Raw genomic sequence first — 16,644 nt, 5'->3', positions numbered from 1 at the left:
TACATTCCGAACCCGGAAGTTAAGCTTTCCAGCGCCGATGGTACTGCACCGGGGACGGTGTGGGAGAGTAGGACACCGCCGGACAAATATTTGATTGGTAGGGAAGCCATCCACATTGTGGGTGGCTTCCCTGCGTTATGGGGTCTTTTCCTCGTACGCGTCGAAGCGATGGCCCTTTCGTGGCGATGACTGTTCGTGCCGGCCGAGGGTTGTCCACAGAGGTCACAGGCGTGGCATGGACCGCGCGGCGCGGTAAGTAGGCTTCAGGTGTGGAATATCAGGCGGTCGAAAAGGCGATCTTGCAGCGAGGCGTGGAGTGGGACATCGATCCCACCCTGGACCGGATCAACGTCCTGATGGATCTGCTGGGCCAGCCCCAGCGGGCCTATCCGGTTGTCCACATCACCGGCACCAACGGCAAGTCGAGCACTGCCCGCATGATCGATTCTCTGCTTCGTGAGCGCAACCTCCGCGTCGGCCGGTTCACCAGCCCGCACCTCACCTCCATGCGCGAGCGCATCTCCCTCGACGGCGAGCCGCTCAGCGAAGACCGCTTCGCCGAGGTCTACGAAGACGTCCATCCCTATCTTGAGCTCGTCGACCAGCAGCAGGGCAGGCTCTCGTTCTTCGAGACGCTCACCGCCATGGCCTACGCCGCCTTCGCGGACGCGCCCGTCGACGTCGCGGTCATCGAGGTCGGCATGGGAGGCACCTGGGACTCGACGAACGTCGCCGACGGCGCCATCTCCGTGGTCACCCCCATCTCCCTCGACCACGTGGGCTACCTCGGGCCCGACATCGAGGCGATCGCCCGCGAGAAGGCAGGCATCATCAAGCCGGGCGCGACGGCCGTCCTGGCACAGCAGCCTCTCGCGGCGGCCGAGGTCCTGATGCGGCGTGCCGCCGAGACGGGGGCCACCGTCGCCCGCGAGGGGCTGGAGTTCGGCGTCGCCCACAGGGAGATCGCCATGGGCGGCCAGCTGCTCCGGCTCCAGGGTCTCAAGGGCGTCTACGACGAGGTCTTCCTCCCGCTCTTCGGAGAGCACCAGGCGGGTAACGCCGCCTGCGCGCTGGCCGCCGTCGAGGCGCTCACCGGGGGCGACGACCCGCTCGACGCCGATCTCGTACGGCGGGCGTTCGCGCAGGTGAGCTCACCGGGGCGGCTGGAGGTCATTCGGCGCGGCCCGACCGTGGTCGTGGACGCCGCGCACAACCCGGGTGCGATGGAAGTGGTCGTCCAAGCCCTGGAGGAGTCCTTCGGGTTCAGCAGGCTCGTCGCCGTGGTCGCGGTCATGGCCGACAAGGACGTCAGCGGCGTGCTGGAGCTCCTGGAGCCGGTCGTGGAGGAGATCGTCGTCACCCGCAACTCCTCACCGCGCTCCATGGATCCCGAGGAGCTGGCGAGGCTGGCCGAGGACATCTTCGGCAGCGAGCGTGTGCACGAGGTGGCGCGCATCGACGACGCCATCGACATCGCCATCGGCCTGGCCGAGGAGACCGGCGAGTTCGCCGGCGCGGGAGTCCTGATCACCGGCTCGGTCGTCACCGTCGGCGACGCTCGCACGCTCCTCAAGGCGGGGAGAGGCCGATGACGGCCGCCCAGGCCGGGAGCCCCCACACCGCCGCCCTCCACAGGGGATCGGGTGCCGGCGGCGGGGTCATAGGAGGGTGGGCGTGAACATCACTGTCACTCCGGGGATGCGGCGTCTGTGCGCCAGCGTGCTCGGCATGGAGGCCATCGTGCTGGCCCTGGTCACCCCCGTGGCCATCGTGGTGAACGGCGTGGCGCCCGGTGTCGCGGTTCCCGTGTGCATAGGGCTCGCGCTGGCATGCGTGGTCGTGGCGGGCGTCCTCAAGCGGCCGTCCGCGTACATCGCGGGCAGTGCGGTGCAGGTCCTGGCCATCGCCACCGGGTTTCTCGTATCGATGATGTTCTTCCTTGGCGTCATCTTCGCCGCCCTGTGGGTGACGGCGATATTTGTCGCTCGCCGTGTCGAGGGCGTGACTTAACGCTAAAGTCGGCCAGTATGGCCGTCCCCCCAATCCAGGCCGCGGGCTTCAGGAGTCTTGGCCGGGTCAACCGTCTACCGCTCGTGCTCGACGTGATAGTCGGGCTTCTCACCGCGGTCGCCCTTCCGCTGGCGATCGTGACGATCCCCAACACCATTTCCGTCGTCTCCGCCCTGCTTCCTCCAGAGCTCGCCGGCGTCGGGATCCTGAGGGCCCATGGGCTCGCGCTGCCCGTCATGCTGTGCACCGTCCCGCTCGCCGGGGCAGTGCTGAGACGGTTCCAGGCGGCGCCGATCCTCGTGGCGGGGCTGGCGCTGCTCGCCGCGGCCGATGTGGCCGGGGGCTTCGCCGGCTCGACGTTCGGCGTCGGCGCGCTGCGCGTCCTGCACGGCGTCGGCGCGGGCATGCTCGTCCCGGCGACCTTCGCCGCGAGCTGGGAGCGTCCTGGCGCGGCCCGGGGCGTCCTCGTGCCCGTCTGGGCAGGAGCGCTGGCCGTCAGCCTGCTGGGCGCCCAGGCGCTGGCTCTCTGGCCGCTCGACGACGTGACGTCCTGGCGGGTGACGCTCCAGCCGTATCCCCTGCTGACCGGCCTGGCGCTCGCGCTCGCGGCCGTCTACTTCGTGCTCTCGCGCCTGACCGGCGAGACCGCCGACGCGCGTGCCGCGGAGACGGCGCGAGGTCACCTGGTGCTCGCCGCGGGCCCGTCCGTCGGTATCGCCGTCCTGGCCTTCGGCACCACGTTCAACTGGCCGTCAGGGCTGATCGTCGCCGCGGCCGGGCTGGCGCTGGTGATGTTGCTGGCCATGTCGTGCGCGGGCCGCATCGAGGGGCCGGGTGGCCGCGCGCTCGCGTTCGTGATGGTCGCCGTCGGTCTGGTGGTCCTTCCGACCGCCGCCCAGGTGACCTACGTCGAGCTGGGAGGCCTTGGAGGTCCCGGTCTGTCGGGCATGTGGGCCCCATTCGGGCTCGCCGCCGTGATCGCGTTCGCCGCCGCGCTCGTGACCGGCCGGATGAGCGAGGCGCTGGTGCCGAGGCTCGTCGGCGGCGGGCTGGTGACCATGGTCGTGGGGCTGTGCGCGGTGCGCCTGTTCGTTCCCGCGCCCTCGGGGCTGCCTCTGGTCCTGCCGTTCACGCTTCTGACGGCGGGCGCCGCCGTCGCGGTCACCTCGGCCCTGAGAGGGGCGGGGCTCCGGGCGGCGCTGTTCGGGCTGTCCCTGTGCTTCCCGGCCGTCCTCAGCGGCTTCCTGCTCGGCACGGGGATCCAGGTCGACCGGCTGCGCGCGGTCAGCTCGTCCGGGAGGGTCACGTCGCAGGCCATGGTCGACGGTTTCGTGGGTGCCCTGCACATCTGGGCGCTCGTCGCCGGCTTCGCCGTCGTCGTCGTGCTGGCGGCGGGCGCCGTGCTGGCCCGCCGTTCCCCCGAGGAGAGCCCGGCCTCGTCCGGCGCGCTCCTCACCACGCCCTCCCCGCTCGGCGAAAGGATCGCTCCGAGGGGGACGACGACCGGGGAGACGACGACGAGGAAGGCGGGAGGCGAACGGTCTCCCGGAGACCCCGGAGCCCCGCCCCCTGGAGATCCCGGAGACCCCGGCGACACCGGAGATCCTGGAACCGCCATGATTCCTGTCGTTCCGCCGCCGGCTCGGTCTCCCGAGGCCACCACCGGCGAGGACGGCCAGGGGCCCGCCGCCCGGTAAGCTGCGCACACGCTTCCCCTCTTGCCGGCCGTCGCGCGCGGCGGCCGGCGATCACACTGAAGGAGATACTCGTGTCCGAGCGCACGCTTGTCCTGATCAAGCCCGACGGTGTCCGCCGTGGCCTCATCGGTGACGTGATCGCCCGCGTGGAGCGCAAGGGCCTCAAGGTCATAGCCATGGACCTCCGCACGCTGGACGCCGAGACCGCCAAGGCGCACTACGCCGAGCACGCCGAGAAGCCTTTCTTCGGTGAGCTCGTCGAGTTCATCACCTCCGGTCCGCTGGTGGCCATGGTTCTTGAGGGCCCGCGCGCCGTCGAGGCCTTCCGCGCCCTCGCGGGCGCCACCGACCCGGTGAAGTCGGCCCCCGGCACGATCCGCGGCGACCACGCCCTGGAGATCGGCGAGAACATCGTCCACGGGTCCGACTCACCCGAGTCCGCGGCTCGCGAGGTCAAGATTTTCTTCCCCGACCGTTTCTGAGCGTAGGCCGGTCAGCCCGGCCGGCGTTGAGCGGGAGACCCCGACCTGAAGGCCCCGGCGCGTGACACGCGCCGGGGCCTGACGCGTCCGCGGGGGTTTCGCGGTCGGCGACGCGCGCGGGAGCAGCGGGGGCCGAACCCGGGGGTGTCCACGGTCGCGGCGAGCTGGAACGGGTATAAGCGCAGGTCGGGGCCTTGGTGTCCCGGAACCGCGACAAGTTTTTTCTGAGCCGGACGGCTCGTTGCCCTCACGAGTGGGTACGTCACGTTACGATTCGAATGCGAATCGTAATCTCTCGCGAACGACCTGAAGGAAGGTTTCCTTCCCCATGGGCAGCAAGCTGGCATTCCTCGGCCGTGACATGGCCGTCGACCTGGGCACGGCCAACACGTTGGTGTACGTGCGCGGGCGCGGCATCGTGCTCAACGAGCCGTCGGTGGTCGCGATCAACACCACCACCGGCAAGATCGTGGCAGTGGGCATCGAGGCCAAGAGGATGATTGGCCGAACGCCCGGCAACATCGTGGCGATACGCCCGCTCAAGGACGGCGTGATCGCCGACTTCGACGTGACCGAGCGCATGTTGCGCTATTTCATCCAGCGGGTGCACAAACGGCGGCATTTCGCCAAGCCTCGCATCATCGTGGCCGTCCCGAGTGGCATCACCGGAGTCGAGCAGCGCGCGGTCAAGGAGGCGGGCTACCAGGCGGGCGCCCGCCGGGTCTACATCATCGAGGAGCCGATGGCCGCCGCGATCGGCGCCCGGCTGCCCGTCCACGAGCCGACCGGCAACATGGTGGTCGACATAGGAGGGGGCACCACCGAGGTCGCGATCATCTCGATGGGCGGCATCGTGACGAGCCAGTCGATCCGCGTCGGCGGCGACGAGCTCGACCAGGCCATCATCGCCTTCGCGAAGAAGGAGTACTCCCTGATGCTCGGGGAGCGCACCGCCGAGGAGATCAAGATCGCGATCGGCTCCGCGTGCCCCATGGGCGACGACTGCCACGCGGAGATCCGCGGCCGCGACCTGGTCACCGGGCTGCCCAAGACGATCGTGGTGTCGGCCGACGAGATCCGCAAGGCCACCGAGGAGCCCCTCAAGTCCATCGTGGACGCGGTGAAGTCGACGCTCGACAAGTGCCCTCCAGAGCTCTCGGGCGACCTGATGGACCGCGGCGTGGCCCTCACGGGCGGCGGCGCGCTCCTGAAGGGCATGGACGACCGCCTGCGCGACGAGACCGGCATGCCCATCCACCTCGTGGAGAACGCCCTGGACTCCGTGGCGCTCGGCTCGGGCAAGTGCGTCGAGGAGTTCGAGGTCCTGCAGCAGGTGCTGGTGCCGGAGCCGAGACACTGATGGAGCAGGGGCACCGATGAGGGATACCCGCCGCGCGCGGTTGGTCCTTGGGCTGCTGCTGGCCGCGGCGCTCGTCCTGATCACCATCGACCATCGGCAGCGCGACGATTCCCTGTTCGGGCCCGTCCGCACCGTCGCGGCGTCGCTGTTCGGCGCGGTCGAGGAGGCGGGCACGGGTGTCGTACGGCCCGTCGGCGACTTCTTCGGCACCTTCGCCTCCGCCTCCGACTCCAAGCGCCAGATCACGCTGCTGCGCGCGGAGAACGCCCGGCTGCGCCATGAGCTGACCGCTCACAGCCTCGACCGCCACAGATCGGCCGAGCTGGACCGCATGCTGGGGCTCTCCGGTCTCGGCGGCTACCGCGTGGTGGCGGCCCAGGTGATCGCCAGGCGCGGCGTTCCCGGGTTCGAGGACGCCGTCGAGATCGACGCGGGCACCGGCGACGGCGTGAAGTCCGAGATGACCGTTCTCAACGGTGACGGCCTGGTGGGCCGCGTCGTCCACACCAGTCCGAGCACCTCCACCGTCGTCCTGCTCACCGACTCGGCGTCCTCGGCGGGGGCCCGGGTCGAGGGGAGCAACGAGATCGGCCTGGTGACGGGGCTCGGCCCGGTCGCCGAGGGACGGCTCATCCGCTTCCGGCTCCTCGACTCGGCGGCGCCGCTGACCGCCGGCCGCCGCATCGTGAGCTTCGGCTCGCAACGCGGCATGCCGTACGCGCCGGGCCTGCCGGTGGGCACGATCCAGCGCGTGGAGGCCACGCCGGGGGAGCTGACCCGGGTGGCGTACGCCAGGCCCTTCGTCGACTTCACTGCGCTCGACGTCGTCGGGGTGGTCGTACGGGCGCCACAGCGCGATCCCCGCGACGCGATGCTGCCGCCGCCTCCTCCCGCGGCGAAGGCCAGTCCCCCCAGTTCGCCGCCCAAGGCGCCGTCGCCTTCGGCCTCATCGCCCGCCTCCCCCTCACCGTCCTCGACGGCCCGGGGCCAGGACGACGCCGACGGTGAGCATCCGCGCGGCACGCGCCAGAGCCCCGTCCAGACCCGGGAGCAGTCGGCGCGCACACGTTCCGCCCCCAGGGCCGGGCGGCCGGCCGCCCCGCGCAGGCGGTCCGCCGCCATACGGGAGGGGCCCGGCAGCCGGCCCCGCGAGCGGCAGGCGCAAGGCATGCGGGGGCGGGCGCAGAGCGGCACGCGCGAGCGGCAGGCGGAAGGCATGCGAGGGCGGGCGCAGAGCGGCACGCGCGAGCGGCCCGGCGAGAAGGCACACGAGCGGCCCGGCGCGAGGAAGCACGACCGGGCCGGTGAGAGGACATGAAGCGTGATCCGAGCGATGGCGGCGGTGCTGCTCGTCGGCCTCATCATGATCGTGCAGGTGACCGTCGTGAACCGCCTGCCGCTGCCGGGCGGCGGCGGCCCCGACCTGGTGCTCCTCACGGTCGTGGTGATCGCGCTGGCGCGCGGGGCGGTCGCCGGCGCGCTCATCGGCTTCGCCGCCGGCCTGAGCACCGACCTGCTGCCGCCGGTGGCCCACGTCATCGGGCAGTACGCCCTGGTCTTCTGCCTGGTGGGCTTCATGGTCGGCCGCGCCACCGAGCGGGCGCCCGGCTCCTCGGCGGTCACGGTCATCATCGCGCTGATGCTCGCGCCGCTGATGTCGGCCGGGGTGGGCGGCCTGCTCGGTGATCCCCGGGTCGACTGGCGGGCTCTGCTCAGCCTCTGGCCCTCGCTGGTGATGTACAACCTGGCCCTGGCCGCGCTGCTCTTCTGGGTGGTGTCCCGGTACTCCGGAGACCGCCGCCGCAGGAGGCGGAAGGCCGTGCCCACCGGCGCCTACCCGGTCCGGAGGCACGTGTGATCAGGGTCCGCGCCCGGCTGGTGGTGCTGCAGTTCGTCGTGCTGACCCTGATCACGGTCCTCGCCGTACGGCTGTGGCAGGTGCAGGTCGTGCGCGGCGGCCAGTTCGTGGCGGCGGCGACCGAGACCCGCACCCGCGACGTCGTCGTCCCGGCCGTGCGCGGGCAGATCCTTGACGCGACAGGGCGTCCTCTGGTGCGCAACCGCACATCGCTGGTCGTCTCGATCGACCGCGCCGAGATCGAGCGCATGCGCGACGGTGGCGTGGCCGTGCTCAAGCGGCTCGCGGTGGTGCTCGACCGCCCGGTCAAGGAGCTGCGCCAGCGCATCCGCCCGTGCGGGCCCCACGTGACCCGTCCCTGCTGGCCGGGCTCGCTGTACTCGCCGATCCCCATCGACGACAACGTCACCCCCCGGGAAGCGCTGCAGATCCTGGAGCGCCAGGAGGACTTCCCCGGGGTCATCGCCGAGGTGCAGGCCGTGCGGGAGTATCCCCTCGGCTCCGGGGCCTCCCAGACCCTCGGCTACCTGCAACCGGTCACCGAGGCCGAGCTGAAGAAGCGATCGACCCTCAAGGCCAACTTCTCCGGTGTCGACCTCGTCGGCAGGGACGGGCTCGAATACGTGTACGACGACGCGCTGCGCGGGTCGCCGGGGCTGCGGAGGGTCCAGGTCGACCGCATGGGCAAGGTCCTCGGCATCGAGCGGCAGACCCCCCCGACGCCGGGCGACATCCTGATCACCAACATGGACGCCGACGTGCAGAAGGTCGTCGACCAGGCGCTCGCCAACGCCATGAAGAACGCCCCGAAGGCCGACGGCGCCGCCGCGGTCGTCCTGGACGTGAAGACCGGCGGGGTCATCGCGCTCGGCAGCATGCCGACCTACGATCCCGCGGTCTGGGCGGGAGGCATCTCCGAGAAGGACTACCAGCGGCTGCTGTCGGAGAAGGCGGGCCTGCCGCTGGTCTCCCGGGCGACCCACGGCGAGTTCGCGCCCGGTTCGACGTTCAAGGTCTCCTCCCTGTCCGCGATGATCAGAGACGGGTACCCCCTGCGCGGCAAGTACGACTGCCCGGGGGCCTACGACATCGGGGGCCGGGCGTTCCACAACTTCCACGGCATCGGCATGGGGGTCATCGACCTTCACACGGCTCTGGTGAAGTCGTGCGACACGATCTTCTACAAGGCCGCGAGCGAGATGTGGACGCGGGACGGCGGGAACAAGCCCGTGCCGCACCCCAAGGAGCCGATGACCAACACGGCCAAGATGTTCGGATTCGGCAAGAAGACCGGCATCGACCTGCCCGGCGAGGTGTCCGGGCGCGTCCCGGGCCGCACGTGGAAGAAGCAGCAGTGGACGGCGACCAAGAACAACAGCTGCACGCGGGCCAAGACGGGCTATCCCGAGGTGGAGAAGAAGGACCCCGCCCGCGCCGCCTACCTCAAGACGCTGGCCCACGAGAACTGCGTCGAGGGTTTCGAGTGGCATGTCAGCGAGGCCGCGAACCTTTCCATCGGCCAGGGCGACGTGCTGGTGACTCCCCTACAGCTGGCCGCCGCCTATGCCGCGATCGTGGGTGACGGCAAGCTGCGCAGCCCCCGCATCGCCAAGGCGATCGTGCGGCCGGACGGCACCCACGTACAGGAGATCAAGGCGCCGGTCACCGGGCGGCTTCCGATCAGCAAGGAGACCCGTGACTACATCCGCGCCGCGCTCAGCGAGGTGACCTCCGACGGCACCGCGGCGGGTGCCTTCAGCGGGTTCCCGATGAACGTGGTGAAGATCGGCGGCAAGACAGGTACCGCCGAGGTCTACGGCAAGGAGGACACCTCGTGGTTCGCCTCCTTCGCCCCGGCCGCCGCCCCGAGGTTCGTGGTCGTCGTCACGATCTCGCAGGGTGGTCAGGGCGCCATGGCCGCGGCCCCCGCGGCGCGCGAGATCTACGAGGGCATCTACGGCATCAAGGGCAAGGCCGCGCTGCCCGGCGGCAAACCCGTCGAGAAGCTCCCGTCGATCAGGAGAGACGGGACGGTGGTGCGGTGAACCAGGCTCTCGCCCCGCAGAGCCGCTCCTTCGTCCGCAGGGCCATGGGGGCGCAGTCGGCGGTGTGGCGCGTCGACGGTGTCCTGTTGGTCGCCGTCATGGCCCTGTCGATCATCGGCACGCTGCTGGTGTGGTCCTCGACGCGCACGTGGGCGGCGGGCGCGCCGACGGGCATGGTCAAGAAGCACATCCTCAACCTGGCCATCGGTTGGATCCTCTGCGGGGTCACGGCGATGGCCGACCAGCGGACCCTGCGGGTCTACGCGCCCGTCGTGTACGGGGTGTCGCTTCTCGGGCTCCTCGCGGTGGTCACCCCGCTCGGTTCGACGATCAACGGGTCCCACTCGTGGATCCTGCTGGGCGGCGGGTTCGCGGTCCAGCCGTCCGAGCTCGCGAAGCCGGCGCTGATCCTCATGCTCGGCGCGCTGCTCGCCGAGCCCGCGCCGGGCACCGACCGGCCCCGCACGCTCGACCTGCTGCTCTGCGTCGCCGCCGCGGGCATCGCCATGGGCCTGATCATGCTCCAGCCGGACTTCGGCACCACGATGGTGCTCGCCGTCATCACCGGCGGGTTGCTGATCTTCGGGGGCCTGCGCAAGCGCTACATCGTCGGGCTCAGCGTGCTGGCGATGGCCGGCGCCGCCGCCGTGTGGCTCTTCGGCCTGCTCAAGCCGTACCAGGTGGCGCGGTTCACCGCGTTCATCAACCCGGCGAACGACCCGCGCGGTGCCGGGTACAACAGCACGCAGGCGTTGATCGCGATCGGTTCGGGGGAGCTGTTCGGCAAGGGGCTGTTCCACGGGGGCCAGACCACCGGGCGGTTCGTCCCCGAGCAGCACACCGACTTCATCTTCACCGTGGTGGGGGAGGAGTTCGGGTTCCTCGGCTCGGTCACCGTGGTCGCGCTGCTCGGGGTGGTGCTGCTGCGCGGGCTGCGCATCGCCAGGCACTGCGAGGACCGGTTCGGCGCCCTGGTGGTGGGGGGCATCGTGTGCTGGTTCGCCTTCCAGTCGTTCGTCAACATCGGGATGACCATCGGCATCATGCCGATCACCGGGGTGCCCCTGCCCTTCGTGTCGTACGGAGGCACCGCGACGTTCGCCAACATGATCGCCCTCGGATTACTCCAGGCCGTCCACATCCGCGAACGCGCGTTCTAGCCGAGCTCCCGGTCCCGGGCGGGGGCTCGGCTGGCACGATTCGGGGTGAGCAGGAACTACCCTTGGGAGCATGTCTGTCGAGTCGCTGTTTCCCCGCCTGGAACCGCTCCTGCCCAAGGTGCAGAAGCCGATCCAGTACGTAGGGGGTGAGCTCAATTCGACCCTCAAAGACTGGGACGAGGCGACCGTCCGCTGGGCCCTCATGTATCCCGACGCGTACGAGGTGGGCCTGCCCAACCAGGGCGTCCAGATCCTCTACGAGATCCTGAACGAGCTGCCCGAGACGCTGGCCGAGCGCACCTACGCGGTCTGGCCCGATCTTGAGGCGCTCATGCGGGAGCACGGCGTGCCGCAGTTCACCGTCGACGCGCACCGCCCGGTGCGGGCGTTCGACGTGCTGGGAGTGTCGTTCTCGACCGAGCTGGGCTACACCAACCTGCTGACCGCGCTCGACCTGGCCGGCATCCCGCTGCACGCCGTCGACCGCGGTGAGGACGACCCGCTCGTGCTGGCGGGCGGCCACGCGGCGTTCAACCCCGAGCCGGTCGCCGACTTCCTCGACGCCGCGGTGCTCGGCGACGGCGAGCAGATCGCCATCGCCATCTCCGAGGTGATCCGTGAGTGGAAGGACGAGGGCCGCCCCGGCGGGCGCGACGAGCTTCTCATGCGTCTCGCCTCGACCGGCGGGGTCTACGTCCCGAAGTTCTACGACGTCGAGTACCACCCCGACGGGCGCATCAAGCGGGTGGCGCCCAACCGGTCGGGCGTGCCGTGGCGGGTGCAGAAGCACACCGTCATGGACCTCGACGAGTGGCCCTACCCCAAGAAGCCGCTGGTCCCGCTGGCCGAGACCGTGCACGAGCGCTTCAGCGTCGAGATCTTCCGCGGCTGCACCCGCGGCTGCCGGTTCTGCCAGGCGGGCATGATCACCCGTCCCGTCCGCGAGCGGTCGATCACGACCATCGGCGACATGGTGGAGGCGGGCGTCAAGGAGTCCGGCTTCAACGAGGTCGGCCTGCTGTCGCTGTCGAGCGCCGACCACTCCGAGATCGCGGCGGTGGCCAAGGGCCTGGCCGACCGCTACGAGGGCACCAACACCAGCCTGTCGCTCCCCTCGACCCGCGTCGACGCGTTCAACATCGACCTGGCCAACGAGTTCTCGCGCAACGGCCGTCGCTCCGGCCTGACGTTCGCGCCCGAGGGCGGGTCCGAGCGCATGCGCAAGGTGATCAACAAGATGGTCACCGAGGAAGACCTGATCCGCACCGTCACCACGGCGTACAGCCAGGGCTGGCGGCAGGTGAAGCTCTACTTCATGTGCGGGCTGCCCACCGAGATGGACGAGGACGTGCTCGGCATCGCCGATCTCGCCAAGAAGGTCATCAAGGCGGGCCGCGAGGTCACCGGCTCCCGTGACATCCGCTGCACCGTGTCCATCGGCGGGTTCGTGCCCAAGCCGCACACCCCGTTCCAGTGGGCCGCCCAGTGCGACCACGAGACCGTCGACCGCAGGCTCAAGCAGCTCAGGGACTCCCTTCGCACCGACAAGCAGTACGGCAAGTCCATCGGCTTCCGCTACCACGACGGCCAGCCCTCGATCGTCGAGGGCCTGCTGTCACGGGGAGACCGCCGGGTCGGCGCCGTGATCAGGGCCGTCTGGGAGGACGGAGGCCGCTTCGACGGCTGGAGCGAGCACTTCTCCTACAGCCGCTGGATGGCTTGCGCCGAGCGTGCCCTGGCCGGCGAGCCGGTCGACGTCGGCTGGTACACCACGCGTGAGCGCGAGGAGGTCGAGGTGCTCCCCTGGGACCACCTGGACGCCGGGCTCGACCGCGAGTGGCTCTGGCAGGACTGGCAGGACGCCACGAGCGAGACCGAGGTCGAAGACTGCAGGTGGACGCCCTGTTACGACTGCGGGGTCTGTCCCACCATGGGCACCGAGATCCAGATCGGCCCGACGGGAAGGAAACTCCTCCCTCTTACGGTCGTCTGACCCGCCGGATGGAAGCAAACACCCGGTGTAACCGTTGACGAGATAGGCCATCCGGTCGCGGTGGTTTAGCCTCTTCCCGTACGACGTGAGACCGGGTGGGCCTGAGCGGCCTTTATCCTGGGAAGATGACCAGCCACTTGACACAGGAAGGATGACGTAGCTGAAGAACCCTGTTCCTGATGGGCCCCCGCCCGCGCCAGTGGTGCAGCGCCTCCGTGTGCGCTACGCCAAGCGTGGCCGCCTGCGGTTCACCAGCCACCGAGACATCTCGCGCGCCATCGAGCGTGCGGTGCGCCGGGCCGGCATTCCGGTTGGCTTCAGCGCGGGATTCTCCCCCCATCCGAAGATCTCCTACGCGGGAGCCGCTCCGACCGGGGTGGCCAGCGAGGCCGAATATCTTGAGATCGGTGTCGTCTCGGCGTGCGAGCCCGATCGGCTCCGTGCCGATCTCGACTCGTCGCTGCCACCGGGTCTCGACGTGCTCGACGTCGTCGAGGCACGTGCCGGGAGCCTGGCCGACAGGCTGGAGTGCTCGGTCTGGGAGGTTCGCCTGCCGGGAGCGGAGCCGCGAGAGGCGAAGGCGGCGGTCGATCTTTTCCTGGCCGCCGAGCGTGTCGAGGTCGAGCGCCTGACCAAGAAGGGCCTGCGCCGCTTCGACGCGCGGGAGGCCGTGATCGCGCTGACGCCAGATGAGGCGACGCAAGGAACAGCGGGCCGGGAGCCGAGCCAGCCATGTGCGATACTTCGTATGGTTGTCCGGCACGTTACGCCCGCCGTTCGACCCGACGACGTGCTCACGGGTCTGCGTCTTGTGGCTGATTTCGCGCCGCCGTCACCCCCCGCGGTGACCAGGCTGGCGCAGGGTCCGCTCGACGCGCACACCGGTGGGACCGCCGACCCGCTCGACCTGGACCGCGACATTCGCGGCGGCGAGCCGGGACCGGCTGTGCAGCACGTCGGTGACCACAAATAGGACTTGGCGCCGGGCCCCCGACAGGTGGCCTGGCGCACAGCGAGAGACGAGAGCTCCCGCGCGGCGCGGAAACGTGCCCGGGAGCCTGACGGGAGAACGCCCGCATGCTCGACAACGAGCCCATCGTCGGAGCCTCCGGCCCTGATGGGGATACAACAGCACAACAAGAACCGAAGCCGGTCAGGCGTCGCCGTGCGGCGAGCCGTCCGGCGGGCCCGCCACCCGAGGAGGCCGAGCGCGCCGCGGGCCTGGTGAGCGATTCGGGGGCGCCGGTCGCGACCGCCGCTCCTTCCACCGCCGTTCCCACCGCGGACACCGCGCAGGCCACGATCGCGGGCACCGCGACAGGTGCCGGCGAGACCCCGCGCGCCCAGGAGGCGGCCCCGCGCCATGAAACGGCGACGGGCGCCGAGGAGACGGCCCCGAGCGCACAGGAGGCCTCGCCCGTCGTCGCGGCCGAGGCGCCTCCCAAGCGCGCCACCCGGACGCGCCGTACGACGGTCAAGGACCCCGACGCGCCGGTCACCCCGCGCCGTTCACGCACCGCCAAGAAGGACGCCGTCCCGGCCGAGGAGGTCCCCGAGGCGGAGGCCGCCCCGGTGAAGCGCCGGCGCACCCGGAAGGCCGCCGAGGTCGCGGAGATCCCCGAGGTCCCCGAGATCCAGGTCGCACCCGGCGTCGAGAGCCCCGCCGAGGCTGCGGTCGCCGAGGCGATCGTCGAGTCGCTGCCCGCCGAGGAGCCGCTCGACGACGAGCCCGCCGGTGAGGACATCACCGAGGAGGCTCCGCCCCAGGCCTCGGTGTTCGTCGACCCGTTCGGCCTGACCGCGATGGGAGGCCGCGCGGCCGCGCCCACCGTCACCTTCCAGGCGCCCGCCGCCGTCTTCCAGCCGATCTTCCAGGCGCCCGAGCCGCGTCCGGCCGTACAGCCGGTCGTGCCCCAGCCCTACCCGCAGCAGCAGGCCGAGCCGGCCGACGAGCAGCCCGACGAGGCCGAGGACGCCGGCGAGACCGCGCAGGACGAGGACGACGACCAGGATGACGCGGGCGGCCGTCGCCGTCGCCGTCGCCGCGGGGGCCGCGGCCGGGGCAAGGTGCGCGAGCAGGACGAGGCCGACGAGACCGAGGACGGCGAGGGCGAGCCGCGCGCGGCGAACGCCGACCAGGCCGACCAGGCCGAGGCCGAGCAGGCGCGGGACTCCCGCGACGCCGACGGCGACCAGGACGACGAGGACGCCGGTTCCTCGCGCCGCCGTCGCCGTCGCCGCCGCAGGGGCGGGGACGACGCGGAGACGCCCGCCGACGACCCGCCCAACACGGTCGTGCGCATCCGCGCGCCCCGGGCCGGGCGTCCCACCTCGGTCGACGAGGTCCAGGGCTTCCGCGGTTCCACGCGTCTGGAGGCCAAGAAGCAGCGCCGCCGTGAGGGCCGTGAGCAGGGACGCCGCCGTCCCCCGGTGATCACCGAGTCGGAGTTCCTGGCCCGGCGCGAGTCGGTCGAGCGCGTGATGGTGGTCCGCCGTCAGGGCGGGCGCACCCAGATCGCGGTGCTGGAGGACGGCGTGCTCGTCGAGCACTACGTCGACCGCGAGGCCAGCCAGTCGTACGTCGGCAACGTCTATCTCGGCAAGGTGCAGAACGTCCTGCCGTCGATGGAGGCCGCGTTCATCGACGTCGGCAAGGGCCGCAACGCCGTCCTTTACGCCGGTGAGGTCAACTTCGACACCGCCGGCCTCGAAGGCCAGCCCAAGCGCATCGAGGCGGCCCTGAAGTCCGGGCAGTCGGTGCTGGTCCAGGTCACCAAGGACCCCATGGGTCACAAGGGCGCCCGGCTCACCAGCCAGATCAGCCTTCCCGGCCGCTACCTGGTGTACGTGCCCGACGGCTCCATGACGGGCATCAGCCGCAAGCTCCCCGACAAGGAGCGCAGCCGGCTGAAGGCCATCCTCAAGAAGGTCATGCCGGAGAACGCCGGCGTGATCGTCCGGACCGCCGCCGAGGGCGCGTCCGAGGAGGAGCTCAGCCGCGACGTGGCCCGCCTGTCGGCGCAGTGGGAGAACATCCAGCGCAAGGCCAAGGGCGCGAGCCCTCCCGAGCTGCTCTCCTCCGAGCCCGACCTGACCATCCGGGTGGTCCGCGACGTCTTCAACGAGGACTTCTCCTCGCTGGTCGTGGCCGGCGACGAGGCCTGGGGCACGGTCGACGAGTACGTCAGGTACGTCGCGCCGCACCTGGCCGACCGCCTGACCAAGTGGGAGGACGGCGACGTCTTCGCCGCCTACCGCATCGACGAGCAGATCTCCAAGGCGATGGAGCGCAAGGTGTGGCTGCCGAGCGGCGGCTCCCTTGTGATCGACCGCACCGAGGCCATGACCGTCGTCGACGTCAACACCGGCAAGTTCACCGGCCAGGGCGGCAACCTGGAGGAGACCGTCACCAGGAACAACCTGGAGGCGGCCGAGGAGATCGTCCGTCAGCTCCGGCTGCGGGACATCGGCGGCATCATCGTCATCGACTTCATCGACATGGTCCTGGAGAGCAACCGTGACCTGGTGCTCCGGCGCATGCTGGAGTGCCTGGCCCGCGACCGCACGAAGCACCAGGTCGCGGAGGTCACCTCTCTCGGGCTGGTCCAGATGACCCGCAAGCGGGTCGGCCAGGGCCTCCTGGAGGCGTTCTCGACGCCGTGTGACTGCTGCAACGGGCGCGGGCTGATCGTCTCGACCGAGCCGGTCGAGGCCAAGCCCGAGCCGAGGGGCACGCAGGGCAAGATGGCGGTGGAGAAGGCCGTGGCCGAGAAGCTCGAGAAGGCCGGTGCCGACCGGCTTCTCAAGGAGGGTGGCGTCGCGGTCGCGGCGAACGGCGAGGGAGGTCGTGATAGCGTGACGGATGCGCTTGACGGCTCTTCCGAGGAGGACGCGCAAGCCGCACAGCCTTCCGCCCGGGGGCGGCGACGCTCCCGAAAGGCCACCAGACCGGCTGGGCCGGCCGAGTAGGCCGGCAACCCGGCGATCCGTCCGGTTCGACCAGGGCACCCGCAATCCGGTATCCTAGTCAATCGGTGCG

The 16,644-nt window shown here is 70.7% G+C and carries 12 protein-coding genes and 1 rRNA gene; all 13 read left to right on the top strand.

Features of this window, described 5'->3' with window-relative positions:
• Positions 1-84 (top strand): 5S ribosomal RNA (rrf, locus tag ACGFIV_RS20460); the annotation flags it as partial.
• A 185-nt stretch (positions 85-269) separates the two neighbouring features.
• Positions 270-1,592: a bifunctional folylpolyglutamate synthase/dihydrofolate synthase gene (locus ACGFIV_RS20455; RefSeq protein ID WP_392836870.1), complete on the top strand. Its 1,323-nt coding sequence runs from the start codon at positions 270-272 to the stop codon at positions 1,590-1,592.
• An 82-nt stretch (positions 1,593-1,674) separates the two neighbouring features.
• Complete coding sequence (locus ACGFIV_RS20450) at positions 1,675-2,010, top strand: DUF4233 domain-containing protein (protein ID WP_358559751.1); 336 nt, start codon at positions 1,675-1,677, stop codon at positions 2,008-2,010.
• A 17-nt stretch (positions 2,011-2,027) separates the two neighbouring features.
• The gene (locus ACGFIV_RS20445) at positions 2,028-3,707 is read left to right on the top strand and encodes a hypothetical protein (protein WP_358559752.1); all 1,680 of its coding nucleotides are present in this window, start codon (positions 2,028-2,030) and stop codon (positions 3,705-3,707) included.
• A 71-nt stretch (positions 3,708-3,778) separates the two neighbouring features.
• The gene (ndk, locus tag ACGFIV_RS20440) at positions 3,779-4,189 is read left to right on the top strand and encodes a nucleoside-diphosphate kinase (RefSeq protein WP_358559754.1); all 411 of its coding nucleotides are present in this window, start codon (positions 3,779-3,781) and stop codon (positions 4,187-4,189) included.
• A gap of 328 nt (positions 4,190-4,517) precedes the next feature.
• Positions 4,518-5,549, top strand: a complete 1,032-nt coding sequence (locus ACGFIV_RS20435; protein ID WP_358559756.1) for a rod shape-determining protein — start codon at positions 4,518-4,520, stop codon at positions 5,547-5,549.
• A gap of 16 nt (positions 5,550-5,565) precedes the next feature.
• Positions 5,566-6,867: a rod shape-determining protein MreC gene (locus ACGFIV_RS20430; RefSeq protein ID WP_358559758.1), complete on the top strand. Its 1,302-nt coding sequence runs from the start codon at positions 5,566-5,568 to the stop codon at positions 6,865-6,867.
• A 3-nt stretch (positions 6,868-6,870) separates the two neighbouring features.
• On the top strand, positions 6,871-7,407 hold the full coding sequence (gene mreD, locus ACGFIV_RS20425; protein ID WP_358559760.1) for a rod shape-determining protein MreD: 537 nt from the start codon (positions 6,871-6,873) through the stop codon (positions 7,405-7,407).
• Positions 7,404-9,452, top strand: coding sequence for a penicillin-binding protein 2 (gene mrdA / locus ACGFIV_RS20420; protein ID WP_358559762.1), 2,049 nt, complete (start codon positions 7,404-7,406; stop codon positions 9,450-9,452). Before mreD ends, mrdA begins: the two co-directional genes overlap by 4 nt.
• Complete coding sequence (rodA, locus tag ACGFIV_RS20415) at positions 9,449-10,612, top strand: rod shape-determining protein RodA (protein ID WP_358559764.1); 1,164 nt, start codon at positions 9,449-9,451, stop codon at positions 10,610-10,612. The genes mrdA and rodA overlap by 4 nt, the downstream gene beginning before the upstream one ends.
• A gap of 70 nt (positions 10,613-10,682) precedes the next feature.
• Positions 10,683-12,605, top strand: coding sequence for a TIGR03960 family B12-binding radical SAM protein (locus ACGFIV_RS20410; RefSeq protein WP_392836860.1), 1,923 nt, complete (start codon positions 10,683-10,685; stop codon positions 12,603-12,605).
• Positions 12,606-12,822: 217 nt separating this feature from the next.
• Positions 12,823-13,578 (top strand): TIGR03936 family radical SAM-associated protein, encoded by a 756-nt coding sequence (locus tag ACGFIV_RS20405; protein ID WP_358561473.1) that lies wholly within the window; start codon positions 12,823-12,825, stop codon positions 13,576-13,578.
• A 104-nt stretch (positions 13,579-13,682) separates the two neighbouring features.
• Complete coding sequence (locus ACGFIV_RS20400) at positions 13,683-16,574, top strand: Rne/Rng family ribonuclease (RefSeq protein ID WP_392836855.1); 2,892 nt, start codon at positions 13,683-13,685, stop codon at positions 16,572-16,574.
• The last annotated feature ends 70 nt before the right edge of the window (positions 16,575-16,644 follow it).

It is taken from the genome of Sphaerisporangium sp. NPDC049003 (assembly GCF_043197795.1).
In the GTDB taxonomy this organism is placed as follows: Bacteria; Actinomycetota; Actinomycetes; order Streptosporangiales; family Streptosporangiaceae; genus Sphaerisporangium.
The sequence above is the reverse complement of the archived record's forward strand: the minus strand, read 5'-3'. Positions and strand labels throughout refer to the sequence as shown.

What these genes read in the sequence shown, in the direction of transcription:
- ACGFIV_RS20430 (WP_358559758.1), top strand. Translation starts at nt 5,566, where the DNA reads ATGAGGGATACCCGCCGCGCGCGGTTGGTCCTTGGGCTGCTGCTGGCC.
- ACGFIV_RS20445 (WP_358559752.1), top strand. Translation starts at nt 2,028, where the DNA reads ATGGCCGTCCCCCCAATCCAGGCCGCGGGCTTCAGGAGTCTTGGCCGG.
- ACGFIV_RS20435 (WP_358559756.1), top strand. Translation starts at nt 4,518, where the DNA reads ATGGGCAGCAAGCTGGCATTCCTCGGCCGTGACATGGCCGTCGACCTG.
- ACGFIV_RS20410 (WP_392836860.1), top strand. Translation starts at nt 10,683, where the DNA reads ATGTCTGTCGAGTCGCTGTTTCCCCGCCTGGAACCGCTCCTGCCCAAG.
- ACGFIV_RS20400 (WP_392836855.1), top strand. Translation starts at nt 13,683, where the DNA reads ATGCTCGACAACGAGCCCATCGTCGGAGCCTCCGGCCCTGATGGGGAT.